18 protein-coding genes and 1 pseudogene are annotated in these 24885 nt (G+C 67.6%); 6 read left to right on the top strand and 13 right to left on the bottom strand.

The annotated features are described in order from the left end of the window. Positions 1-66: 66 nt before the first annotated feature. A complete protein-coding gene (locus A9J21_RS09930) occupies positions 67-435 on the bottom strand; it encodes a DUF2917 domain-containing protein (protein ID WP_066734753.1) in 369 nt (122 codons plus the stop codon). 194 nt (positions 436-629) lie between these two features. On the opposite strand from A9J21_RS09930, the gene A9J21_RS09925 reads away from it, so the two are divergent. Next, a complete protein-coding gene (locus A9J21_RS09925; RefSeq protein WP_066734750.1) occupies positions 630-1586 on the top strand; it encodes a transcriptional regulator GcvA in 957 nt (318 codons plus the stop codon). Here the strand turns inward: A9J21_RS09925 and A9J21_RS09920 are convergent. The 7 genes from A9J21_RS09920 to A9J21_RS09890 all read right to left on the bottom strand — a co-directional run bounded on the left by A9J21_RS09920 (position 1583) and on the right by A9J21_RS09890 (position 9760). Beyond that, complete coding sequence (locus tag A9J21_RS09920; RefSeq protein ID WP_066734746.1) at positions 1583-2716, bottom strand: tyrosine recombinase XerC; 1134 nt, start codon at positions 2714-2716, stop codon at positions 1583-1585. The genes A9J21_RS09925 and A9J21_RS09920 overlap by 4 nt on opposite strands. A 16-nt stretch (positions 2717-2732) precedes the next feature. Further along, positions 2733-3404: a DUF484 family protein gene (locus A9J21_RS09915; RefSeq protein WP_066734743.1), complete on the bottom strand. Its 672-nt coding sequence runs from the start codon at positions 3402-3404 to the stop codon at positions 2733-2735. Positions 3405-3467: 63 nt separating this feature from the next. After that, on the bottom strand, positions 3468-4610 hold the full coding sequence (rodA, locus tag A9J21_RS09910) for a rod shape-determining protein RodA (protein WP_066734740.1): 1143 nt from the start codon (positions 4608-4610) through the stop codon (positions 3468-3470). Between the two features lie 13 nt (positions 4611-4623). Then, a complete protein-coding gene (gene mrdA / locus A9J21_RS09905; RefSeq protein ID WP_066734737.1) occupies positions 4624-7002 on the bottom strand; it encodes a penicillin-binding protein 2 in 2379 nt (792 codons plus the stop codon). Positions 7003-7046: 44 nt separating this feature from the next. Then, the gene (mreD, locus tag A9J21_RS09900; protein WP_066734734.1) at positions 7047-7559 is read right to left on the bottom strand and encodes a rod shape-determining protein MreD; all 513 of its coding nucleotides are present in this window, start codon (positions 7557-7559) and stop codon (positions 7047-7049) included. Continuing rightward, positions 7556-8578: a rod shape-determining protein MreC gene (gene mreC, locus A9J21_RS09895; RefSeq protein WP_066734732.1), complete on the bottom strand. Its 1023-nt coding sequence runs from the start codon at positions 8576-8578 to the stop codon at positions 7556-7558. Before mreC ends, mreD begins: the two co-directional genes overlap by 4 nt. Before the next feature lie 138 nt (positions 8579-8716). Then, complete coding sequence (locus A9J21_RS09890) at positions 8717-9760, bottom strand: rod shape-determining protein (protein ID WP_019450345.1); 1044 nt, start codon at positions 9758-9760, stop codon at positions 8717-8719. A gap of 840 nt (positions 9761-10600) precedes the next feature. Here A9J21_RS09890 and gatC point away from each other — a divergent pair. From gatC to gatB, 5 genes and pseudogenes are all read left to right on the top strand, one after another. After that, the gene (gene gatC / locus A9J21_RS09885) at positions 10601-10900 is read left to right on the top strand and encodes an Asp-tRNA(Asn)/Glu-tRNA(Gln) amidotransferase subunit GatC (protein WP_066734730.1); all 300 of its coding nucleotides are present in this window, start codon (positions 10601-10603) and stop codon (positions 10898-10900) included. Between the two features lie 52 nt (positions 10901-10952). Further along, positions 10953-12452: an Asp-tRNA(Asn)/Glu-tRNA(Gln) amidotransferase subunit GatA gene (gene gatA / locus A9J21_RS09880; protein WP_066734720.1), complete on the top strand. Its 1500-nt coding sequence runs from the start codon at positions 10953-10955 to the stop codon at positions 12450-12452. 28 nt (positions 12453-12480) lie between these two features. After that, positions 12481-12941, top strand: a pseudogene (locus A9J21_RS09875) (hypothetical protein). Positions 12942-12967: 26 nt separating this feature from the next. Continuing rightward, positions 12968-14068, top strand: coding sequence for a dienelactone hydrolase family protein (locus A9J21_RS09870; protein WP_231906869.1), 1101 nt, complete (start codon positions 12968-12970; stop codon positions 14066-14068). Between the two features lie 79 nt (positions 14069-14147). Then, positions 14148-15602 (top strand): Asp-tRNA(Asn)/Glu-tRNA(Gln) amidotransferase subunit GatB, encoded by a 1455-nt coding sequence (gene gatB, locus A9J21_RS09865; protein ID WP_066734717.1) that lies wholly within the window; start codon positions 14148-14150, stop codon positions 15600-15602. Between the two features lie 99 nt (positions 15603-15701). Here gatB and A9J21_RS09860 read toward each other — a convergent pair whose 3' ends face one another. From A9J21_RS09860 to A9J21_RS09840, 5 genes are all read right to left on the bottom strand, one after another. Further along, a complete protein-coding gene (locus tag A9J21_RS09860) occupies positions 15702-16685 on the bottom strand; it encodes a transglutaminase family protein (RefSeq protein WP_082926327.1) in 984 nt (327 codons plus the stop codon). Next, positions 16682-19384: a circularly permuted type 2 ATP-grasp protein gene (locus A9J21_RS09855; protein WP_066734715.1), complete on the bottom strand. Its 2703-nt coding sequence runs from the start codon at positions 19382-19384 to the stop codon at positions 16682-16684. The genes A9J21_RS09860 and A9J21_RS09855 overlap by 4 nt, the downstream gene beginning before the upstream one ends. A gap of 57 nt (positions 19385-19441) precedes the next feature. Next, positions 19442-22864, bottom strand: a complete 3423-nt coding sequence (locus A9J21_RS09850; protein WP_066734706.1) for a DUF2126 domain-containing protein — start codon at positions 22862-22864, stop codon at positions 19442-19444. Between the two features lie 96 nt (positions 22865-22960). Beyond that, positions 22961-23659 carry a tetratricopeptide repeat protein gene (locus A9J21_RS09845; RefSeq protein WP_066734703.1) on the bottom strand — a complete coding sequence of 233 codons (699 nt, stop codon included), beginning with the start codon at positions 23657-23659 and terminating at the stop codon, positions 22961-22963. A 208-nt stretch (positions 23660-23867) separates the two neighbouring features. Then, positions 23868-24854, bottom strand: a complete 987-nt coding sequence (locus A9J21_RS09840) for a hypothetical protein (protein WP_066734696.1) — start codon at positions 24852-24854, stop codon at positions 23868-23870. Between the last annotated feature and the right edge of the window lie 31 nt (positions 24855-24885).

The following is a 24885-nucleotide window of genomic DNA, read 5'->3' as shown; positions in this document are numbered from 1 at the left end:
TGGGTCATTCCGGGTCATTTGCCGTCGGGCGGCGGCCATACAAGCCTCGGCCGCCGCGCCCCGGCATCATGAGGCGTGGATCTTGTCCTGCCCCGGCGTCCATTCCGTGCCTCGAACCAGCCGGCGCGCGGCGCGGAACACCAGGTGCGGCAGATCGGCCAGGGTCAGGGCCGGGCGCCGTGCCTCGGCGATCAGCGCCAGCCGCACCGGGCCGCTGGCGCGCGTGTCGACGCTGAGCACGATCTCGTCGCCGCGCCGCAACAGCAGGCTGCCGCCGCAGCGCAGCCAGTAATCCTCGGAATCGTTCTCGCGGGTCACCCATACATCGACACCCTTGGCATCTTCCACAAACAGGCGCTGGGCGGCATGCACCGACAGCGGCGCAACTTCGCCGGGGTTCAGCGTAAAGACGGTCGTTGTGAGTAGGGCTTTCATGATGGCTTCTCCGTGAGTCCGGGGTCCCGCTGTGTTGTCGGAGTGGCCGAAACTGGCTTGGTCGTTGGACCAGAACAGTTGAGGGCGTTGTCTGGCGGGGTCCGGTGAGTGAATTCTAGTGATGACCCCGGCGCTGGCAAAACGATATATATTCTTGTGTCTTGTTAGCTCAACTCACATAGACGAGGCCCATCATGGTCTGGAGCGGTACCTGGAACCCGGACGATCCCCGTAGCTGGAAACGCGAATTTCCGCGCCTGCCGGCGCTGGCCGCCCTGCGTACGTTCGAGGCGGCCGCACGTCACGAGAGCTTTTCGCGTGCCGCGGCGGAGCTGTTCGTCACCCACGGCGCGGTCAGCCACCAGATCCGCGCCCTGGAGGAAGAACTGGGCCAGCCGCTGTTCGAGCGGCGCGGCAAGCGCGTGATGCTGACGGCAAACGGCCGGCTCTATGCCGAACGGGTGCGCGACGCACTGCTGCAGATCGCCGACGCCACGCGTGCCCTGCAGGCCGGCAACCGCGAGAAGCGGCTGACCATCAGCACCATGCCGTCGTTTGCGGCGCGCTGGCTCACGCCGCGCATCGGCAGCTTCATCGAGCAGCATCCGGAATTCGATGTGGAACTGCTGTCGTCGAACTCGCTTGTGGACTTTGCCAGCGAGGAGGTGGACGTGGCGCTGCGCATGGGCGGCGGCCAGTATCCGGGCCTCTATGTCGAACGCCTGCTGGACGATGTGTTCTTCCCCGTCTGCAGCCCCGGCTTCAACGGCGGACGCCTGCCCGAGCAGCCCGCGCACATGGCCGGCATGCCGCTGCTGCGTGGAGAGGGCGATCCGTGGAAACCGTGGTTCGAGGCGGCCGGACTGGCCTGGCCGGAACCGACCAAGGGCCTGATGATGCAGGATTCGTCGCTGCTGCTGCAGGCCGCGGCCGAAGGCCAGGGCATTGCGCTGATCCGGTCGTCGCTGGCCTATAACGACCTGCTGTCGGGCCGCGTGGTGCGGCTGTTCGAGGTCAGCATCCCGTGTCCGTGGCTGCTGCATTTCGTCTGCACCCACGCCAGCCTGGCCACGCCGAAGGTGCAGGCGTTCCGGCAATGGCTGCTGCCGGAAATGGAGCGTTTCCGGAACATCCTTTCGCAGTGGACCTAGCCTTCGGCGCCGGCGCTGCCGCCCTCTCCGGCGCCAGGCGCGCCGGTCGCATCGGCTTCATCGGCCCCATCGCCCCCATCGGGCCGCCCCGGCGCTGATCCGGGTACGGTTTTTTTCGCACGCCCAGCGCGGGGATGGGCCTGATCGTAGACCTTGGCAAGGTGCTGGAAGTCGAGCGACGTATAGACCTGCGTGGTGGTGATACTCACGTGGCCCAGCATCTCCTGCACCGCGCGCAGGTCGCCCGACGATTGCAGCACGTGCGTGGCGAAGGAATGCCGCAACATGTGCGGATGCACGTTGGACGGCACCCCGGCGGCCAGCGCCTGTTGCTTGATGCGTGTCTGCACCGTGCTGCCCGACAGCCGCCTGCCGCGCGTGCCCAGGAACAGCGCGTGCAGGTCCTCGGGCAGGGCCCCGGGCCGCAGCAGCGTCTCGCGCACCGCCAGCCACGCCTTCAGCGCCACCAGCGCCTTGCTGCCCACGGGCACCGTCCGGCGGCGCGACCCCTTGCCAATCACGGTCACCTCGGCGCCCTTCAGGTCGAGCCAGCCCGCCGACCGGTACTCGCCGTCCTCGGTATAGCGCACGTCGAGCTGGATCAGTTCCGACAGCCGCAAACCACTGGAATAGAACAGTTCGAATACGGCCTGGTCGCGGATGGCTTCGGTCGTGTCGCCGCGCCTGTGCGCCACCAGCGCCACGGCGTGTTCCACCGATAACGCCTTGGGCAGCGGCTGCCCGCGCTTGGGCGCCCGCACCCCGTCAACCGGATTGGCGGTCACGCCATGGCCGTGCCGCGCCGCCCACAGAAAGAAGCCGCGCCAGCCGGACAGCGTGCGCGCGATGGTGCGCGCCGACAGGCCGCTGCCGTGCAGACGGGCGGCGAAGGATCGGATATGGCGGGTTTCCAGCGACAGCAGCGGCACGCCCGCGGCAAAGCGGGTGGCCGATTCCTGCAACACGGACAGATCGTGCGCGTAGCTGGTCAGGGTGTGGTCAGCGAGCTTTCGGTTGGTCGCCAGCCAGTCCAGGTAGCGCAGCACCAGCGGATCGGGAGCCGGCTTTGGCGCCGCGGCGGTATCCGTGGTGGCTGCGGCCTCATCCTTGCCCGGCTGGCGCTTGCGCATGGCGGAAGGGTGCGATTCAGTCGCGCAGGCGGTTCAGGGCGGCGCCGGCCACTTCGCCGATCTGCGCCAGATACGCGGTGCCCATGCCTTCGTGGAAGCGGCGCAGCTCTGACGAACCCAGCACCAGCAGGCCGAACGCGGCACCCGGGCCATCGTCGCCGGGGCGGGCCGGCACGCGCAGCGTCACCATGGCCAGCGACGCGATGTCGTCGCGCTCCAGCAGGCTGGCAGCCTCGAAGCCGCTGTTGGCACCGCAATACGGCACGCGCAGGCCTTCGGCAAACAGGCGCAGATCGTCGCTGGCGCCCTGCGCCACTTCGATATGCGCGAACGCCTCGCCCACGTTCCACAGGCGCAGCGCCACGGCTGGCACGTCGAACACCTGCTGCAGGCCGTCCTGCACCGCATAAGGCAGCGCGTGCGAATCGGCTTCGGCCAGCAGGCGCAGTTGCCAGGCATGCATGCGCTGCTGCGTGCGGTCGTTCTCGTGGCCGTGGCGAACCAGGTCGGCCAGCTTCAGTTCCAGACCCTTGTTCTTCTCGCGCAGGATTTCCATCTGGCGCTCCTGCAGCGACACGGCGCGGTGGCTGTGCGGGCTGGTCAGTTGCACCGTGGCCAGCAGTTCGGCATGGTCCTCAAAGAACTGCGGGTTGCTCTGCAGATAGGCGGCGACGTCCTGGGCGTTCATAAGCTTCTACCGATAAGATTTTTTCGGTTGGCAGTGTAGCAAAGTGACGTTGGCGCGGGCCGATCAGGTCTGGATGAGCCGCTTCTGCCGCGAAATGCTCATCAGGATGCCAATCCCCATGCCCAGCGTCACCAATGCCGTACCACCATAACTCAACAGCGGCAGCGGCACGCCCACCACGGGCAGGATCCCGCTCACCATGCCCATGTTCACAAAGGCGTAAGTGAAGAAGATCAGCGTGATCGAGCCGGCCAGCAGCCGCGAGAACAATGTCGGCGCGTTGGCCGCAATATAAAGTCCGCGGAAGATCAGCAGCAGGTACAGCACCAGCAGCACGGCATTGCCGATCAGGCCGAATTCCTCCGAGAACACCGCGAAAATGAAGTCGGTGTGCTTTTCGGGGATGAACTCAAGGTGGGTCTGCGTGCCCTTGAGCCAGCCCTTGCCGGTCACGCCGCCCGAGCCGATCGCGATGATCGACTGGATCGTGTGGAAGCCCTTGCCCAGCGGGTCGGTGGTGGGGTCCAGCAGCGTGCACACGCGGTGCTGCTGGTAATCGTGCAGGATCGGCCAGTTCACGCCCGGCGCGCAGATCTGGCTTTCATAGCTGATCAGCAGCGTGATCGCCACGATGCCCAGGCCCAGCAGCGGCAGGATGATCTTCCAGGACAGCCCGGCGAAATAGATCACGTACAGGCCGGCGGCCAGCACCAGCAGGCCGGTGCCCAGGTCGGGTTGCTTGGCGATCAGGCCCACGGGCACGCCCAGGATGATCAGCGCCACCACGAAGTCGAACCATCTGATCACCCCTTCCCGCTTCTGGAAGTACCACGCCAGCATCAGCGGCATCGAGATCTTCATGATCTCCGATGGCTGGATCACCATGCCCACGTTGAGCCACCGCCGTGCGCCCTTGCGGATCAGGCCGAACATCGCCACGGCGATCAGCAGTGCCACCCCCACTGTGTAGAGCGGGACGGCGATCCGCATCAGCAGCTGGGTTGGCATGTAGGCAATCACTATCATCACGACGTAGGACAGCAGGATGTTGCGCAGCTGGTCCTCGACGCGGCCCGGCATGTCGATGGCGGCCGAATACAGCGCCACGATGCCCGTGGCGAACAGCAGGAAGACGATCAGGGCCAGCGGCTTGTCGAAGCCGGTCAGGGCCGTCTTGATCGTCGATGCGACGCGGCGTTTATCCATGGCGCGTCTCCTTTTACTCTGAAACTTGTTTGCCGGCCGCATCGGCCTGGGCAAGGTTGGCGGTCTTGGCCGGGCGCGTACGCGGCGCCGGGGCCGGTGCGGACGCCGGCGTGACGCGCGGCGGCGGTGCCTTGGGCGCCGACGCCGGCAGCTTGCTGTGGCCCAGCGCCTGCAGCATGCGGTCGTCGAGCGTGGTCACGGCGGAGGCTGGCGCGATGGCAGCCGGATCGAGCTGCGCGGCGATCGACTCGGACGCACCGGTCGCCCTGGCCGCCGGCACCGGCACGGATGCCGCAGCCACGGCACTGGCGCCCGGCGCGCTGGCAGCGGCCGCGGCGCCCGAGGCGGCTGCCACGGGCGCCGGTGCGGTCTGCATCACCGTCGCCGTGGCCGCATTCGCCGTATCGCCCGTGGTGAACACGCTCGGCGTATCCACCGGCGGCCGGTTACCGGCGCGCAGCGCTTCCTCGGGCGGCGGCGCGGTGGCCTGGAGCTCCTCGGGCCACTTGCGCAGCAGGTAGTAGTCCATCACCTTGCGCGCGATCGGGGCGGCCACGGCGGCACCAAAGCCGGCGTTCTCCACGATCAGCGCCAGCGCGATCTTCGGATGGTCGGCCGGCGCGAATGCCGTGTACAGCGAGTGGTCGCGCTTGCGTTCGTCGATGGCGTGGTGGTTGTATTTCTCGTTCTTGCCCAGCGTATAGGTCTGGGCCGTGCCGGTCTTGCCCGCCGACTCGTACGCCGCGCCGGCAAACACCCGCGCCGCCGTGCCGTTGTGGGTCACGGCCACCATGGCGCGCTTGATCACGTCGATATCGGCTTGCTTGAACGGCAGCCGGTAGCTTTCCTTGGGCACGGTCAGCGACCGCTTGCGCGACACCGAATCCTCGACGGCCTTCACCAGGTGAGGCTTCATCGCCACACCGTCGTTGACCAGGATCGACACGGCGTTGGCAAGCTGCAGGATCGTGAAGCTGTTGTAGCCCTGGCCGATGCCCAGCGAAATGGTCTCGCCGTCATACCACTTCTGCTGCTCGGGCTTGCGGTAGGCCTTGCGCTTCCAATCCGTGGACGGCAGGATGCCGCGGCTTTCGCCCTCGATGTCGATACCCGTGATCTGGCCAAAGCCCAGCGGCTTCATGAAATCGTGGATTGCATTGACACCCATGTCGCGCGCCAGCGCGTAGTAATAGGTATCGCACGACTGCACGATCGACGCCTGCATGTCCACCCAGCCATGGCCGCCCGGCTTGTCGTCGCGGAACGTGTGGTTGCCCAGCGTGAAGAAGCCCGGATCGTGCATGCCCCAGGCCGCCGTGCGCTTGCCCGTGGTCAGCGCGGCCAGCGCCATGAACGGCTTGTACGTGGAGCCCGGCGGATAGGTGCCCCGCAGGGGGCGGTTCAGCAGCGGCTTGTCGGGCGATCCGTTCAGCTCGTCCCAGGTCTTGGAGTCGATGCCTTCGACAAACAGGTTCGGGTCGAAGGTCGGCTTCGAGACGAAGGCCAGGATGTCGCCGGTTTCCGGTTCGATCGCCACCAGCGCGCCACGGCGGTCGCCAAATAGCTGTTCGGCCAGTTGCTGCAGCCGGATGTCCAGCGACAGGATCAGGTTGTTGCCCGGTGTCGCCGGCGACGTGGACAAAGTACGAATCGGACGGCCGCCAGCGCTGACTTCCACTTCCTCGAAGCCGGTCAGCCCGTGCAGTTCGGTCTCGTAGCTTTGCTCCAGGCCAATCTTGCCGATGTAGCTGGTGCCCTTGTAGTTGTCGGCGTCGCGGCGCGGGTCGTACTTGGCGGGATCGGCGTCGTTGGCCTCGTCCATCGCGTCGATCCGTTCCTGATCGCGCTGCGAGATGCGGCCCAGGTAGCCCACCACGTGGCTGGCCGATTCGCCCAGCGGGTACTGGCGGAACAGGCGCGCACGGACGTCCACCCCGGGAAAACGGAAGCGCTGCGCCGAAAACTTGGCGACTTCCTCGTCGGTCAGCTGGCTGCGGATCGGCAGGCTTTCGAAGCTGCGCGATTCTTCCAGCAGGCGTTTGAAACGGCGGCGGTCACGCGGCTGGATATCGACCAGCCGGGCCAGTTCGTCGATGGTGTTGTCGAGTGTGTCGGTCAGCTTGGACGGCGTGACTTCAAGCGTGTACGCCGAAAAATTCCGCGCCAGGATCACCCCGTTGCGGTCCATGATGATGCCGCGGTTCGGCTCGATCGGCGCCACGGAGATGCGGTTGTCCTCGGCCTTGGCCGAGTACTGGTCGTGCTTGTACCACTGCAGCCACAGGAAGCGGGAGAGCAGCAGGCCAAAGCAGATGACCGTGAACAGGGCGGCCGCCGCCACGCGGATGCGGAAGCGGCCGATTTCCAGTTCGACGTTGCGGATTTCGGTCATGGCGGTACTGCGGGCGGCGTGGCGGTATCAGGGAATGGGATGGGCTAGATCGGGCGCGTCTCGTCGACGTCGGCCGATCGGCGCTGCGGCGCCAGCAGCAACGCGGTGGCCATCGGCCAGAGCACGGCTTCGATCACCGGCGCCACCAGAAGTTGCCAGCCGGGCAGCGGCGCACCCATCGCCAGGCGGATCACCACCGGCACGGCATGGGTGATGAACAGCAGCGGCATCACATGCAGCGCCTGCGTATAGACCGAGAACCACAGCACGCGGCGGTGGATCGTGATCGCAAAGTACGCCAGCAGCGTATAGGCCAGCGCATGCTCGCCCAGCAGGCGCGCATCGTGCACATCCATCAACAGGCCTAGCAGAAACGCCACGCCCATGCCCACCTTGCGCGGCTGGTGGATGTTCCAGAACACCAGCACCAGGGCCACCATGTCGGGGATCCACAGCGTGGTGCCCCAGGGCATCAGGTTCCACAGGAAGGCCAGCACGAAGGTCAGCGCGATAAACGCGGGATTGACCGGCCGCAGCAGGTATTGGGATGTCGTCACTGGGAACGCTCCGGGGATTTCTGCTTGTCGGCGGGCTTGTCGGTGGCCTTCTCGGCGGGCTTGTCGCCTGCCTTGTCAGCCGCCTTGTCAGCCGCCTTCTGCTCGGCACCGGCACGCGCGGCCGCCGAACGGGCGCCCTTCTCGGCCTTGGTCGGGGCAGACTCTTCCTGCGGGCGCGGGCCAAGTCCGGACTCGTAGCGCACCACCAGCAGCTGGCGATGCGAGCGCACGCCGGCCACGGGTTCGCAGTACACGCGCGAGAATGCGGTGTCGGCCTTGCGCTCGATCTGGACGATCTTCGCCACGGGCAGGCCCGGCGGATAGGTGCCGTCCAGGCCGGACGTCACCAGCAGGTCGCCCTGCTGCAGGTCGGCCGACGCGGCCATGAAGCGCAGATCCAGCAGCCCCGCGCGCGAGCCGCCAAACGCCACGCTGCGCAGGCCGTTGCGCACCACCTGCACGGGAATGGCCTGGTCCTTGTCGGTCAGCAGCGTCACTTCGGACTGGAACGGCGACACGCGCGTGACCTGGCCGATCACGCCGCGCTCGTCGATCACCGGATAGCCGGCGCGCAGGCCCTGCGCGCTGCCGTGGTCGATGACGATACGCTGGCTGTAGGGGTCGCGGGCATCGTAGAGGATCTCGGCCGCCGTGACCGGCGTGGCCGACTGCTGCTGCAGGTTCAGCAGCTTGCGCAGCTGGTTGTTCTCGGCCTCGAGCTGGGCCTGGCGTACGGATGCGTTGGCCTGCTCCACGGCACTGCGGCGCAGTTCGCGGTTTTCATTGGCCAGCGTGACCGACGACTGGGCGTAGTCAAAGACACCGCGCAGTGCGTCGCGCGGCACCAGCACCAGGCGTTCCACGGGCATCAGGACGGTGGCGGCCACCTGGCGCGCGACGCGCATGGCGTCGAAGCGCGCATCGACAATCAGCAGTGCCAGCGCGATCGCCACGAACACGACCAGGCGTGCAACGGCAGACGTGCCTTGCTTGAAGAGCGGCGGTGGAGAGTAATCCATTTACCGGTGCGCAGGCGAAACCATTCCGCCAGCGCGTCCGCTCGCCCGTTTGGGGGCATGGCGGTCCGGGCTGGCGGGGGAAGACATCAAAGGGCGCGGGGACGGGGCGACGCGGGTCACCACGGTCCCTGCCTCGTATTACTCGTAGGAGAAGATGCTGCCGAGCTTGTCCATGCGCTCCAGCGCCATGCCCGAGCCGCGCACCACGCAGGTCAGCGGATCTTCGGCCACCAGCACCGGCAGGCCGGTTTCCTCGGCCAGCAGGCGGTCCAGGTCGCGCAGCAGTGCGCCGCCGCCGGTCAGCATCATGCCGCGTTCGGCAATGTCGGCACCCAGTTCGGGCGGCGTCTGTTCCAGCGCGATCTTCACGGCCGACACGATCTGGTTCAGCGGATCGGTCAGGGCTTCGAGGATTTCGTTGGACGACACGGTGAAGGCGCGCGGGATACCTTCGGACAGGTTGCGGCCCTTCACTTCCATTTCGCGGACTTCGGAGCCCGGGAAGGCCGAGCCGATTTCCTTCTTGATCGCTTCGGCGGTCTGTTCGCCGATCAGCATGCCGTAGTTGCGGCGGATGTAGTTGACGATCGCTTCGTCGAACTTGTCGCCGCCCACGCGCACCGAACCCTTGTAGACCATGCCGCCCAGCGAGATGATGCCCACCTCGGTGGTGCCACCGCCGATGTCCACGACCATCGAGCCCGACGGCTCCGACACCGGCAGGCCGGCGCCGATCGCGGCCGACATCGGCTCCTCGATCAGGTACACCTGGCTGGCACCGGCGCCCAGCGCCGATTCGCGGATGGCGCGGCGTTCCACCTGGGTGGAACCGCACGGCACGCAGATGATGATGCGCGGGCTCGGACGCAGCAGCTTGGTGTCATGCACCATCTTGATGAACTGCTTGAGCATCTGCTCGGTCACGGTGAAGTCGGCGATCACGCCGTCCTTCATCGGGCGGATGGCCTCGATGTTGCCAGGCACCTTGCCCAGCATCTGCTTGGCTTCCTTGCCCACCGCTGTAATCGTTTTCTTGGCGTTGGGACCGCCTTCCTGACGGATGGCCACGACCGACGGCTCGTCCAGGACGATGCCCTTGTCGCGCATGTAGATCAGGGTGTTGGCGGTGCCCAGGTCGATGGCCAGGTCGTTGGAGAAATAGCTGCGGAGAAATCCGAACATCAGGAATCCTGTCTTCTGTTGGTTCGCGGGTATGCGAAGCGGCCGGTGCCTGTAGCGGCCCGGCCACGAATACGTTTGCAAGGGTGATGGTTCACGGCTCCCCCGGTGCGTGCGGCTGACGCCGGCACCAGCCGGCTCGCCCGGTACCCCTGGCGCGGACAAGCCCCGGTGCGCCAGCGGGAATCCGCTTCGCCGGCGCATGCCTGCACGCCGGACCTACGGGAACCTTTGATTAGACTCTGCGCGAAAGTTCGCGGACAGATGCGCGGGACAGGACGGGAACACGCCTGACAATGGCAGTAGCCTAATCGGAGGAACCAGTTTCTAACGACTGAAAATACGATGAAAACGGGCCGCTAATTCGCGGCATTGCCATGATGCTGGCACATTACTGTTGCATGGTTGCGACGCCAGCCCCGGTATGCCGCCCGATCCAGCACATTGGCGACCTGGCAATTCCACCCGGTTACCGAATCTGGATGTTGCAACTGTGCCGACGGCATCACCGCCTGCCCGCTTTGCCGCGACCCAAGTGGAGCGCGCGTTGCGGGAAGACTGCAGCGCGTAATGATACCTTATAATTCCCGCTGTTTCGGGGCGTTTGGGCCCTGAAAAACTTGTAACTTCGACGATCCTGGGGTGCCCCCCGGGCGCACCAGTCCGGCACGCCTTGGCCACCCCGCCAGTTGCCGGGCCCATGGCGTCCTTCCGGGCACCCCGACGGCCACCCGACGACGGTTGGGTGGACGCCGGCTGCGAACCGGCATCCACCCCGTCTTCCCCGGCCGCAACATCTCCAGTCCACAGGACTGAATCCGGCGAGAAGCGCCGCACCACGCCATGGCTCTCGAACTTTCCGACGTCAAGCGCATCGCGCACCTGGCCCGCATCGAAACCAGCGATGCCGAGGCCGAGCAAACGCTTGTGCAGCTGAACAATTTTTTCTCCCTGGTGGAACAGATGCAGGCGGTGGACACCACCGGCATCGAGCCGCTGGCCCACCCGCTGTCAGCCGTGCGCGACATCGCCCAGCGCCTGCGCGACGACGCCGTGACCGAGTCCGACCGCCGCACGGACTACCAGCGCCCCGCCCCGGCCACCGAGAACGGCCTGTACCTGGTGCCCAAGGTCATCGAGTGACGGCAGCGCGCTGCCCTGCCCTGTCGCCCATCCAGACGCCATCCGACCCGATATGACCTTTTCCGCTGATCAACAGACCTCGCTGCGCCAGATTGCCGATGCGCTGGCCGCCCGTTCCGTGTCCGCCGAGGAACTCGCCCGCGACTACCTGGCCCGCATCGACGCCGCCAAGGGCCTCAACGCCTTTGTGGACGTCAACCCCGACCTGACGCTGGCCCAGGCCCGCGCCGCCGACGAGCGCCGCACCAACGGCCAGGCCACGCCGCTGACCGGCGTGCCGATCGCCCACAAGGACGTCTTCGTGACGCGCGGCTGGAAGTCCACCGCCGGCTCGAAGATGCTGGCCAGCTACGAAAGCCCGTTCGACGCCACCGTGGTGGAACGCCTGGGCGCGGCCGGCATGGTCACGCTGGGCAAGACCAACATGGACGAATTCGCGATGGGTTCGTCCAACGAGAATTCGTACCAGGGTGCCGTGCGCAACCCGTGGGACACCAACCGCGTGCCGGGCGGCTCGTCGGGCGGTTCGGCCGCTGCCGTGGCCGCGGGCCTGGCGCCGGCCGCCACCGGCACCGACACCGGCGGCTCGATCCGCCAGCCGGCGTCGTTCTCGGGCATCACCGGCATCAAGCCGACGTATGGCCGTGTGTCGCGCTACGGCATGATCGCGTTCGCGTCGTCGCTGGACCAGGGCGGCCCGATGGCCCATACGGCCGAAGACTGCGCGATGCTGCTCAATGGCATGGCCGGTTTCGACCCGAAGGATTCCACCAGCCTGACCCCGGAACTGGGCGGCGTGGACGAGGACTTCACGCGCCTGCTGGGCCAGCCGCGCGCTGGCGCCAGCGCCGCCAAGCCGCTGGCCGGCCTGCGCATCGGCCTGCCGCGCGAGTACTTCGGCAAGGGCCTGGCCGCCGACGTGGAAAAGACCGTGCGCGCGGCGCTGGCCGAGTATGAAAAGCTTGGCGCCACGCTGGTGGACGTGTCGCTGCCCAAGACCGAGCTGTCGATCCCGGTGTACTACATCATCGCGCCGGCCGAGGCTTCGTCGAACCTGTCGCGCTTCGACGGCGTGCGCTACGGCCACCGCGCCGCCGAGTACCGCGACCTGCTCGACATGTACAAGAAGAGCCGCGCCGAAGGCTTCGGCACGGAAGTGAAGCGCCGCATCATGGTGGGCACGTACGTGCTGTCGCACGGCTATTACGATGCGTACTACCTGCAGGCGCAGAAGATCCGCCGCATCATCGCCGACGACTTCCAGCGCGCGTTCGCCGGGTGCGACGTGATCATGGGGCCGGTGGCGCCGAGCGTGGCCTGGAAGCTGGGCGAGAAGACCGCCGACCCGGTGCAGATGTACCTGGCCGACATCTTCACGCTGTCCACCAGCCTGGCCGGCCTGCCCGGCATGAGCGTGCCGGCCGGCTTTGGCGAAGGCAACATGCCCGTGGGCCTGCAGATCATCGGCAACTACTTCGACGAAGCGCGCCTGCTGCAGGTGGCCCATGCCTTCCAGCAGGCCACCGACTGGCATCTGCGCCGCCCGGCCTGACCGCCCGCACGCCAACCGCCGAGCCACCATGCGCATGCACGCCCTGCCCCGCATCCCGCTGAGACTGGCCGCCGCCCTGGCGGTGGCCGTGACGCTGGCCGGCTGCCAGATACCGTTCGTTGGCCGCTCCACGCCCATCGCGGCGCGCGACATCGACCTGGCGGGCAACTGCCAGCGCACCGAGGAAGACGGCTTCCGCGAGGACGCGCAGCTGCGCGTGGCCGACAACACCGTGCAGCAGCTGCAGTGGAAGCTGTGGGTGGGCAAGCGCGGCTCGTGCAGCTTCAACCTGGCCGACTTCCGACAGGTGCGCAAGACGCCACACATCGAGCTGCGCGCCAACGACGGCAGCGCCTGCAAGCTGATGGTCTGGCAGGACCCGCGCCGCGTCACGCAAGCTGCCAGGCGCACTGCACGCCCGGCATCTACGAAGAGGCGTGGCCCGTGATGTTCGAACCGGGCACCGGCGAATGCGCGCGCACGCGCTGACCTCCGGCTGAATTCGTCGATCGACCATGCCGCGCCTGCTCCCGCCCACCTTGCCGCCAAACGCCTCGCCGCTGGTTCCGACCACGGTGGGACGCTGGCTGCGCGGGACGCTGGCCGGCGTGGCGATGGTGGCAGCGCTGATGCCCGCCGCACCGGCACAGCCGGCGGTGTCGATGGCGCCTCTGTCGCCGCCGTCGCCCCTGACAGCGCCTCTGACAGCGCCCGTGCCACCGGCCAGCGCAGCCGCCGTGGCGGCGCCGGCCACCGCGACCGAGCCCGCCACGGCGCGGGTACGGCTGCCGGCCGACCCCGGCTCGCCGGCACTGACCGCCTACTGGTTCATGCCGCGCGAAGGCACCGTCGCCCGCAGCCAGCTGCTGCCCGTGGTGGTGGCGTTGCACGGCTGCGGCGGCCTGGTGGACATGAAAGTGGCGGCCAGACGCGCCGGCACGATCGAGGAAGTCATCGACCCGGCAGCCGGCCTGCAAAGCCGCTACCGCGAATACGCGCACTGGCTGACCGAGCGTGGCTACGCGGTGCTGATGCCCGACAGCTTCAGCCCGCGCGGCAAGGCGCAAGGCATCTGCACGGAATCGCTCGACGCGCGGTCCATCGACGACAAGACGCGCCGTGCCGACGCCATCGCCGCGCTGCGCTGGGTGGCGAAGCAGCCCGGCGTGGACACCCGCCGCATCGTGCTGCTGGGCTGGTCCAACGGCGCGCAGGCGGTGCTGGCCACCATCGACGCCAGCCGCCCCTGGCCGACCGATGCGCCGAACGTCGACCGTGCCGTGGCGTTTTATCCAGGTTGCAAGCGCGCCGTGCAGCAGCACGATTTCAGACTGCGTTCGCCGCTGCTGCTGATGATCGGCGGCGCCGACGACTGGACGCCGGCCACGCGCTGCGCAATGCTGCAGAATGCGGTGCAAAGCCGGCAGCCCAAGGCCCGCTTCCGCCTGGAGATCTATCCGGGCGCGTACCATGGCTTCGATGGCACCAGCGAGCTGCATGTGCGGCGCGACATCGCTGCGCGCCATGGCTCCGGGGTCACCGTCGGCGGCGACGCCGTGGCGCGCGTGGCCGCGCTGGCCCAACTCGATTCATGGCTGGCGAGTTCCGATCCCTGACGACACAGACACCGCAGGGCCTGGAATTCGGCAACCGAACCAACATACTCAGAAAAGCACTTAGATTAGGAAAACCGCCATGCAATGGGAAGTGGTGATCGGCCTGGAGACGCACGCGCAGCTCTCCACGGCCTCCAAGATTTTCTCCGGCACCTCCACCGCGTTCGGGGCCGAACCCAATACGCAGGCTTCGCCCGTGGACCTGGCGCTGCCGGGCGTGCTGCCGGTGCTGAACCGCGGCGCCGTCGAGCGCGCCATCCAGTTCGGCCTGTCGATCGACGCCAGGATCGCGCCGCGCAGCATCTTCGCGCGCAAGAATTACTTCTACCCCGACCTGCCGAAGGGCTACCAGATCAGCCAGTACGAGATCCCCGTGGTGCAGGGCGGCCAGATCACCGTGCAGGTGGAAGGCAAGCAGGGCGTCTACGAGAAGACCATCAACCTGACGCGCGCCCACCTGGAGGAAGATGCCGGCAAGTCGTTGCACGAGGACTTCGCGGGCATGACCGGCATCGACCTGAACCGTGCCGGTACGCCGCTGCTGGAAATCGTGACCGAGCCCGACATGCGCAGTTCCGCCGAGGCCGTGGCCTACGCCAAGGCGCTGCATTCGCTGGTGGTGTGGCTGGGCATCTGCGACGGCAACATGCAGGAAGGCAGCTTCCGCTGCGACGCCAACGTGTCCGTGCGCCCGGTGGGCCAGGAGAAGTTCGGCACGCGCCGCGAGATCAAGAACCTGAACTCGTTCCGCTTCCTGCAGCAGGCCATCGACTACGAAGTGCAATGGCAGATCGCCGAAATCGAGGATGGCCGCGACATTGTCCAGGCCACGGTGCTGTTCGACCCGGACACCGGCGAGACGCGCGCCATGCGTACCAAGGAAGACGCGCATGACTACCGCTACTTCCCCGATCCGGACCTGATGCCGCTGGAGATCGACGCCGCCTGGATCGATCGCGTGAAGGACGCGCTGCCCGAACTGCCGGCCGCCATGCAGGCGCGCTTTGTCTCGCAATATGGCCTGTCGGCCTATGACGCGAGCACCATCACCGCAACCAAGGCCCTGGCCAGCTACTTCGAGGCCGTGGTCAAGGAAGTGGGCACCGCCAGTGCCAAGCCGGCCGCCAACTGGCTGATGGGCGACGTGGCGTCGCAACTGAACCGCGACGGCATCGCGATTGACGCCGCACCGGTGAGCCCGGCTCAACTGGCGAAACTGCTATCTCGCATTGCCGACGGCACGGTGTCGAACAACACGGCCAAGAAGGATGTGTTCCCGGCAATGTGGGCCGGCGAGTCCGACGGCGACGCCGACGCGATCATCGCCGCCAAGGGCCTGAAGCAGATGTCGGACACGGGCGAGCTGGAAAAGATCATCGACGACGTGCTGGCCGCCAACGCCAAGTCGGTCGAGGAATTCCGCGCCGGCAAGGAAAAGGCGTTCAACGCACTGGTGGGCCAGGCAATGAAGGCCACCAAGGGCAAGGCCAACCCGGCCCAGGTCAATGAACTGCTGAAGAAGAAGCTGGGCTGAGATCGCTGGTTCCGATCCCACTTTAAAGAAACGGCCACGTTCGCGCGTGGCCGTTTTTTTTATCCGATCAGTGGGCCGCAAATGTTGTGCGACAACGCGCTAGACCACCCCGGCAACCGGCACGACACTGACCTCCACCTCCACCGTATGCTCGCCGCCGCCGACGATCACGCCGTGCAGCAATGGCACGTCGCTGTAGTCGCGCGCGATGGCAAGCGTGACGTGGCGCGTGTCGGCCAGTACGTCGTTGGTGGGATCGAGGTCGATCCAGCCGTTGGCGGGGCACCATACGCCAGCCCAGGCGTGCGAGGCATCGGCGCCCAGCAGGCGCGGCTCGCCCGGCGGCGGGTCGGTGCATAGATAGCCGCTGACATAGCGCGCGGCCAGGCCGATGGAGCGCAGGCAGCCGATCATCACCTGCGCAAAGTCCTGGCACACGCCGCTGCGCAGCGCAAAGGCCTCCAGCGCAGGCGTATGCACTTCTGTGGTCTCGCCGTGATACTCGAAATCGGCGTGGATGCGGTGCATCAGGTCGATGGCGCCGGCGGCCACCGTCACGCCCGGGGTGAAGCTCTGCAGCGCGTAGTCGCGCAGGGTGGCGTGCAGCGCCACGTTCGGCGAGGCATAGGCGAACTCCGTCTCGGGATGAAACGGCTGGCCGGCGCGGTAGCGCAGCTGCTGTGCCGCCTCTTCCCACGGCGTGCCCTGCGCTGCATCGAACGCGGCCCAGCGCGGCGTCAGCGTAACCGTGCTGCTGGTGATCAGGCGCATCGTCTCGTGCGGCACGTCCAGCATGAAGTGCAGCACATTGTTGCCGAATGCATCGGTGCGCATGTGCTGGTGCGACGGGGCCGGCTCCACATCGGTACGGTGCGCGCCAACCGCCTGCCACGGGTATGGCGGCGGCGTCACCACGGCACGCTGCTGCGCGTGCTCCACCGGCCATGCGTACTGGTAGGTGGTGACGTGGTGCACGTCCAGCGTGGTGGGCGCGCCGGGCGGCGTGACTGGCGCTGGCGCTGGCGGCTCGGGCAGTGCGGGCTGCCGGGCTTCGGCCGGTGGATCGTCCGGCTGGGTGCTCATGGCAGGTCAGTCTCCGGTGCCACGCCGGCATGGCTGAAGTAGCGGCCGCCGATTTCGTCGGACAGCTTCGCCATGCGCGCGCCAAGCTGGTCGCATAGCGCTGCCAGCTTCGGATAGCGATCCTTGTCGCGTTCGCACAGCAGCGAGCGCGACGGCAGCGCGCTGGCCGGCGGCAACAGTTCGGCCAGCGGCACGCGCGTTTGGCCGGTGGCGCCCGTGGGCAGTTGCGCGAGCTTGTCGCGCAGGCGATCGAGCACGCCGTAGAGGCCGCGCGGATTGGTCGGCTCCAGCACCAGCAGGTCGACCAGCGCGGCCACGTCGCTACGGCCCGGAAACAGCGACCGGTAGGTCAGCGTGCTGTCGAACAGGTGCAGCAGCATGTCGAAGCCGCTGCGCGATGCCAGCGCGCCACTGCCCTCCGCCAGTTCCAGGAATAGCGCCAGCGTGCCGAGCCGCTCGATATGTCGGCCGATAAACACCAGGCGCCACGCTTCGTCGCGTGTCATGCGGTCGCCTTGCGCGCCGCTGATCGCGCCGAGCTGCATCGACAGATGCTCCAGCGCGGCCAGCACCCTGGAACGGTCGTAGGCGCCCTCGCCGTGGCCAGCCGCGACGGCCGGGCACGCGGCATCGGCCATGGCATCCTGGAAGTCATTGCGCGCGGCCAGTATGGTGCGCCAATGATCGTTGGACAGCCGGTTGCGGATCTCGTTGGCGGCGCGCGCGTGGCTGGCTAGCGTTGGCATCAGCCCCGTCACCGCGTTCGGATCGGCCAGCGTGGAAACCAGGCTGCGTTCGAACACGCGCAGCGACGCCTGCGGCGACGGCGTGTGCGGCGCCACCAGCCCGAACCACTGCGCCAGCAGGCCCAGCATGTTCAGCGTGCCGTCGTCGGTCTCGTCATTCGATTCGATCGATCCCAGGATCTGGCGGCACACGCGCACCACGTTCTCCGCGCGTTCGGCATAGCGGCCGGCCCAGTAAAGGTTCTCGGCCGCACGGCTCGATACGGCCAGCGGCCGCGTCACCGCCGCCGTGCTCAGCGACGGCAGCGCCGTACGGGGCGAGGGCGATCCCGCCCCCGGGCGCGCATGGCTGGACGGCGCGGGCATCAGCCCCTGCGCGGGCTGGTTCGACAGCACCCAGGTGTCGGCACTGGTGCCGCCAAGCTGCATCGATACGGCTTCCAGATGGGGCGGTGCCAATCGCGTGAAACCGCCCGGCATCACCTGCCAGCCGCCATTGCCATCGGCCACCGCAAACACGCGCAGCATGGCCGCCCGCGAACCGATCCGTCCACCGCCGTTGGTATCGGGTTCCCAGCATGGCGTATGCGAGAGCGGCAACGGTGCCTGCAGCGTATAACGATCTGGCGTTTCGGCGATGCGGTCGCGCCATGCGTCCAGCCGCTGCAAACCCTTTTCCATGCCCAGCGAGCCATCGGCCGGGGTGCGCGGATAGGTGGGCATCACGAATGCTTCATCAAGCAGACGCAGCGCTTCTTCCTGTGCGGCGGCCTCGCCGCACCACCAGCTCATGACCGATGGCAGCACCAGCGGTTCGTCAAGCAATGCCTGCGCGATGCCGGGCAGGAAGCCATGGATGGCCGGCGACTCCAGGAAGCCCGATCCGGGCACGTTCGACACCACCACGTTGCCCGCGCGCATCGCTTCGAGCAGCCCCGGCACGCCAAGCATGGAATCGCTGCGCAGCTCCAGCGGATCGCAGAACACATCGTCGAGCCGGCGCAGGATCACGTCCACGCGCTCCAGCCCGCCAAACGTCTTCAGGTACACCACATCGTTGCGCACGGTCAGGTCCTTGCCCTCGACCAGCGTGATACCCAGATAGCGGGCCAGGAACGTGTGTTCGAAATAGGTCTCGTTGAACGGGCCCGGCGACAGCAGCACGATCTGCCGCCCCGTGCCGGTCCCTGCCCCCGTACCCATGCCTGCGCCGGCGCCCTCCTCCGCCGCACCCACCGGCACGGCCGGCGCCGCGTGCGCAAGCGTCGAGATCAGCTGCGCAAAGGCCGGCGGCAGGCGCCGCACGCGCAGTTCGCGAAACGCTTCGGCGTACTGGCCCGAGATGATGAGCCGGTTCTCCAGCGCGTAACCCATGCCCGAAGGCGTTTCGGTGCGATGCGCGATGACCGTCCAGCCATTGTCGGTATGCACCAGGTCCACCGCCATGGTCTGCAGAAAGCTGCCGCCCGGTGGCTGGTAGCCCTTGAGCGGGCGCAGGTAGCCGGGATGCCCGTAGACCAGCCCCGGCGGCAGCAGCCCGCGCCTGAGCAGCGTCTGCGGGCCGTAGATATCGGCCAGCACGGCATTCGCCAGCGTGGCGCGCTGGGTCACGCCGGCCTCGATCACGGCCCAGTCGGACTCCGACACCAGGAACGGAAACACCTCGAGCTGCCAGGCCCGCGCGCCGCCGCCCTGGTCGGCGTAGACGTTGTACGTCACGCCGTTGTCGCGAATCCGGCGCGAGACGGCCGCCGCATGGGCGTTCAGCGCGGCGGGGCGCAGGTCGTCCAGGATGCGGAAGAAGCGCGCCCACGGCTCGCGCAGCGTGCCATCGGGCAGCCGCAGTTCGTCGCGATGGCCGTCGGGCACGGGCAGCGCCAACCGGCCCGCCAGGGCGGCCGGCGCGTCGGCAAGGTCCGGTCCATCGAAAGGCAGCGACGACTGCAGCGGCACGGCTGACGGTTCTCCTGTGGGGTGGGCACGCCGGACACACCGGGCACGCGAAATGCGCTAGGCAATGTCTCGCAGGTCCAGCGTGAACGGAAATTCCAGGCTGCGGCGTGGCGGCGGCGCCACCGACCGTCCCGGTGTATGCCCGATCGCGAAAAACCGCGCCAGGCGCCGGCTTTCCGCCTCGTACGCATTGACCGGGAATGTCTGGTAATTACGGCCGCCCGGGTGCGAAACATGATACTGACAGCCGCCCAGGCTGCGGTCCATCCACGTATCCACCACGTCGAATGTCAGCGGCGCGTGCGACGGAATGGTCGGGTGCAGCGACGACGGCGGCGCCCAGGCGCGATATCGCACCCCCGCCACGAATTCTCCGGCCCGTCCGGTGGACTGCAGCGGGATGGTCTGGCCGTTGACCGTGATCACATGCCGGTTGTCGTTCATGCCCAGCACGCTGACCTCGATGCGCTCCACCGATGAATCCACATAGCGCACCGTGCCGCCGGACGCGCCCTCCTCGCCCATCACATGCCACGGCTCCAGCGCCGTGCGCAGCGTCAGCGACAGCCCCGCCACGTCGACTTCGCCCACGCGCGGGAAGCGGAACTCGAAGTGCGGGGCGAACCAGCTCGACTCGAACACAAAGCCGGCAGCGCGCATTTCGGCCAGCACATCGTCGAAATCCATCTGCACGAAGGTGCCGAGCATGAAGCGGTCGTGCAGCGCCGTGCCCCAGCGCGTCAGCCTGGCCGTGTACGGCGTGCGCCAGAAGCGTGCCACCAGCGCGCGCAGCAGCAGTTGCTGCACCAGGCTCATGCGCGCATGCGGCGGCATCTCGAACGCCCGGAGTTCCAGCAGGCCCAGCCGGCCCGTGGGACCATCGGGCGAGTAGAGCTTGTCGATGCAGAACTCGGAGCGGTGCGTGTTGCCCGTCACGTCGACCAGCAGGTTGCGCAGGATGCGGTCGATCAGCCACGGCGGCACCAGACCATTGCCCACCACTTCGCACAGGTCAAGCTGGCGGCGCAGTTCGGCGAACGCGATATCCAGTTCGTAGACCTGGTCGTTGCGCGCCTCGTCCACGCGCGGCGCCTGGCTGGTCGGGCCGATAAACAGCCCCGAGAACAGGTACGACAGCGACGGATGGTTGTGCCAGTACGCGATCAGGCTCGCCAGCACGTCGGGCCGGCGCAGGAACGGGCTGTCGGCCGCCGTGGCACCGCCCAGCACGAAGTGGTTGCCGCCACCGGTGCCCGTGTGGCGCCCGTCGAGCATGAACTTCTCGGTGGACAGGTGCGTTTCGTGCGCGGCCTGGTACAGGTAGTCGGTGTGGTCCACCAGTTCCGGCCAGTTGGCGGCGGGATGGATGTTCACCTCGATCACGCCCGGGTCGGGCGTCACCTGCAGCAGCTTCAGGCGCGGATCGCGCGGCGGCGGATAGCCTTCGAGCACGATCCTGAAGCCCAGTTCGGCGGCGGTGGCTTCCACCTCGGACAGCAGCGCCAGGTAATCCTCCAGCACGGTCAGGGGCGGCATGAACACATAGAGAATGCCGCGCCTGTCTTCCATCGATTTCAGCTCGACAGCCGGACCGGCGGCGCGGCTCGGGTGGCGAACCTCCACGCAGACCGCCGTGCGGATGGTGTCGCGGGCCGATTCTCCGCGCGCGGGCGCCACGGCCTGCGCGGCGGCCTTGCCACCCGGGCGCGCCTGGCCCCGTGCCTCGGACCGGCGTGCGGCCATTGCCGCCGGGCTGTAGGCGGCGGCCGGCGACTGCGCGCGCAGCGGTACCGCCGCCGGCAGCGGCGCGCGGGGTGCGAAGGGGTCCTGTTCGAACTGCCACGGATAGTCGGCCTTCGACACCCATGGCAGCGAATCGAGTGGCAGCCGGTAGCCCATTGGCGAATCGCCGGGCAGCAGGTACATGCGTTCGTCGCGCACGAACCAGCGGCCGGTCAGCCAGCCGCCCTGATCGTCGCGCGCCAGCGGCAGCACGTAGCCGGTGACGCTGGACAGGCCGGCGTCGAACACCCGCCGCAGCCGCGTGCGCTCCAGTTCGTCGTCGAGCTTCGCCTCGAACGGATCGACGTTGACGGGCAGCCGGCGCTCACGCCACAGGTAGTACCAGACATCCTCGTAGCCGGGCGTGACGGTGCCGGCGTCGAGCCCGAGCCGGCGCGTCAGGGTTTCGAGAAAGCGCTGGGCATCGGCCGACGTGTAGTGGTGGGGCTCGCGTTCGTCGGCAAACAGCGACGGGTCCTGCCAGCAAGGCTGCCCGTCGGCACGCCAGCAGATCGACAGCGCCCAGCGCGGCAATTGTTCGCCGGGATACCACTTGCCCTGGCCGAAATGCAGGAAGCCGCCCTCGCCGTACCGCGCACGCAGCTTGTGCACCAGTTCGGTAGCCAGGCCGCGCTTGGTGGGGCCCAGCGCATCGGTATTCCATTCCGCGCCGTCGCGGTCGCGCGCCGCGACGAAAGTGGGCTCGCCGCCCATCGTCAGCCGTACGTCGAGCGTCTGGAGCTGGCGGTCCACGGCCAGCCCGGCGGCGTCGATGGCGGTCCACTGCGCATCGGTATAGGGCTTGGTCACGCGCGGCGATTCGTAGATCCGCGAGATCGACATATGGTGCTCGAACGTCACTTCGCATTCGTCCACCGCGCCGCTGACCGGTGCTGCGCTGCCGGGCTCGGGCGTGCAGGCCAGCGGGATATGGCCCTCGCCGGCCAGCAGCCCCGATGTGGGATCGAGCCCGATCCAGCCCGCGCCGGGCAGGTAGACCTCGCACCAGGCATGCAGGTCGGTGAAATCGGCTTCGGCGCCCACCGGCCCATCCACGGCCTTCACATCGGGCGTCAGTTGCAGCAGGTATCCGGACACGAAGCGGGCGGCCAGGCCCAGATGCCGCAACGTCTGCACAAGCAGCCAACCGGTGTCGCGGCACGATCCCGATGCATTCTCCAGCGTGGTCTCGGGCGACTGCACGCCCGGTTCCATGCGGATCAGGTAGCGGATTTCGCGCTGCAGCCGCTGGTTCAGGTCCACCAGGAAATCAAGCGTGGCGCGCGGCGCGCGGTCGATGCTGTCGACAAAGGCGGCAAGGCGCGGCGTCAGCGGGTCTTTCGCCAGGTAGGGCGCCAGGTCATGCGCCAGCCCGGCATCGTACGCAAACGGAATCTTCTCGGCGGACGGCTCCAGGAAGAAATCGAACGGGTTGTAGACCGCCATCTCGGCGATCAGGTCCACCGTGACGCGAAACTCCGTGGTTTTCTCCGGAATCACCAGGCGGGCCAGGTAATTCGAGAACGGGTCCTGCTGCCAGTTGACGAAATGCTGCACCGGTTCGATGCGCAGCGAGTAGGACAGGATCGGCGTGCGGCAATGCGGTGCCGGTCGCAGGCGTACGACCTGCGGCGACAACTGCACCGGACGGTCATAGCGGTAGTGTGTGACATGACTCAGCGCGACGTGCGTGACCACTGGCGACCCCCGGGGTTGTGTGTAGCGTCAGGCTTAGCAAGAGTTGTACCGCCTGCCCGTTCCTGCGGACGGGAGGCGTCCGGCAACCGCGCCGGCCTACATCTGGTTCTTTGCGCGCAGGCCTTCTTCCAGCAACGACCGCAGCTTTGCCAGCGCGCCGGGATCGCCGTGCGAGGCCGCCCGGGCGTACCAGATCTTGGCCTGCTCGATGTCCTTGTCCACGATGCCCGGATAGCCCCGCTCGTAGTAGCTGCCCACGATGTACTGCGCCCCGCCGTCTCCGGCGGCGGCGGCCTTGGAGTACCACGTGAAGGCGCGGCCGTAGTCCAGCGGCACGCCGCGCCCCGTGAAGTAGTTGGTCGCCAGCGCCATCTGCGCCTGGATATGGCCACCCTGCGCCGCCCGCTCATACCAGCGGTTGGCCTCCTCCAGAGACTTCGGCACCAGCTCGCCGCGCTCGTACAGATCCCCGAATGTGTACTGCGCATGTGTCATCTGGTTGTCGGCGGCGCGCCGCAGCCAGACCAGCGCCTCTTGCGGCCTGGCTGTCGTGCCTTCGCCACGCAGCAGCATCATCGCGTAGTTGAACTGGGCCAGCCGGTTGCCCTTCTGGGCCGCCTCGGCAAAGCCCTTGATCGCGGCATCGAAATGGCCGGCTTCATAGGCGGCAACGGCTTCGCGGGTCTGGGATTGGGCGGGTGCGGGAGGCTCGGTGGCCGCCTGGGCGTGTAACCCGGCCGCCGCAGCGAGAGCCAGCACGACCAGACGGATCTTCGAGGCGACGGTTGCAGGCATGGTGAACTCCGAAGGCCGGCAGGGCAGGCTGGAAAGCGAGGGCGATGAATTCAGTGTAGTTGGCGATCCATCGACGCGCCTATTCTCCTGAACGATGTCATGTAGCAAATATCAGAAATATAAATTCATATTATGAATACTAAACGCCGGGCCAACGGGCTGGCGCCCCGCCGACAGGACGCCGGGATGCCAGCACGCAGGCGGGGGATCAGCCAGCGTTTTCCAGGGCCGTGATGCGCGTCGCCAGGGCGGCGATCTGCCGCCCGACGCCGACCAGTTCCTGGCGAAGTTGGTCGAGATTCACCGCGTCGGTACCTTCCGTGCCCGCGGCCACCTTGACGATCTGCCGGTTACCGAAGCCTTCGCGGCCAACCGAAACGGTCATCGGACGATCGCAGAGCGATTCCGCGCCAAGCGCCACGCCGAACTCCGCACTGACTTTTGCGTGGCCGCCCAGGGCAAGGCCGAAGTTCGCCGCGGCCGTCGAGCTGGCTCCCAGGGCAATGGCGCCTCCCTGCGTGGCCTGCGAATTCGCCCCGATCGCATCGGCAAACAATGCGCTGGCGATGGCGCTCGATCCAATCGCCACGGCTTGCGATGCGCTGACTTGACATTGGTCACCAATGGCGATGCCGCGCACGGCCGATGCCACGGCCAGGCCCAACGCTATCGTGTTGGCCGCCGACGCGCCCGCTTTCGTGCCGATGGCAATGGCATCGCTCGCGCTGGCGACGCTGGCCGCGCCAATGGCAACGCTATAGGGCGCCGATGCATTGGCCAGGTGCCCGAAGGCCGACGCACTTTCGCCCGCAGCCGCGGCCTTGAAGCCCGCGGCCGTCGCGTTGGGCGCCGAAGCCACGGTGGAACTGCCCAACGCCGTGCCGTTGTCGCCGGTGGCGGCACCCCGGGCGCCCAGCGCCGTCGACCATGCGGCCGCGGCGTTTGCCTCCCGGCCTACCGCCGCGGTATAGCCCTTGCCGGCATGGGCACCGGTGCCAATCGCCAGCGAATTGTGGTCGCCATCGGCCACCGCCGAATTGCCGATGGCAATCGAATCGCCCACCGTTGCCGCAGCCGATTGCCCAATGGCAATCGCATTGCCGCCGGTGGCGGTTGCGTCGGGCCCGGTGCTGTTGGCACGGAAATAGGGAACGCCTGCCGCGAGTGCGGCGGCCGTGTTTGCTTGCTGTGTCATTGCGTCGCTCCAGATGTCGGTTTCGGATTGC

Origin of the sequence: Cupriavidus sp. D384 (assembly GCF_001652915.1) — a bacterium.
Classification (GTDB): domain Bacteria; phylum Pseudomonadota; class Gammaproteobacteria; order Burkholderiales; family Burkholderiaceae; genus Cupriavidus.
Note: the sequence above shows the minus strand (reverse complement) of the source record. Positions and strands in the feature narration are given on the sequence as shown.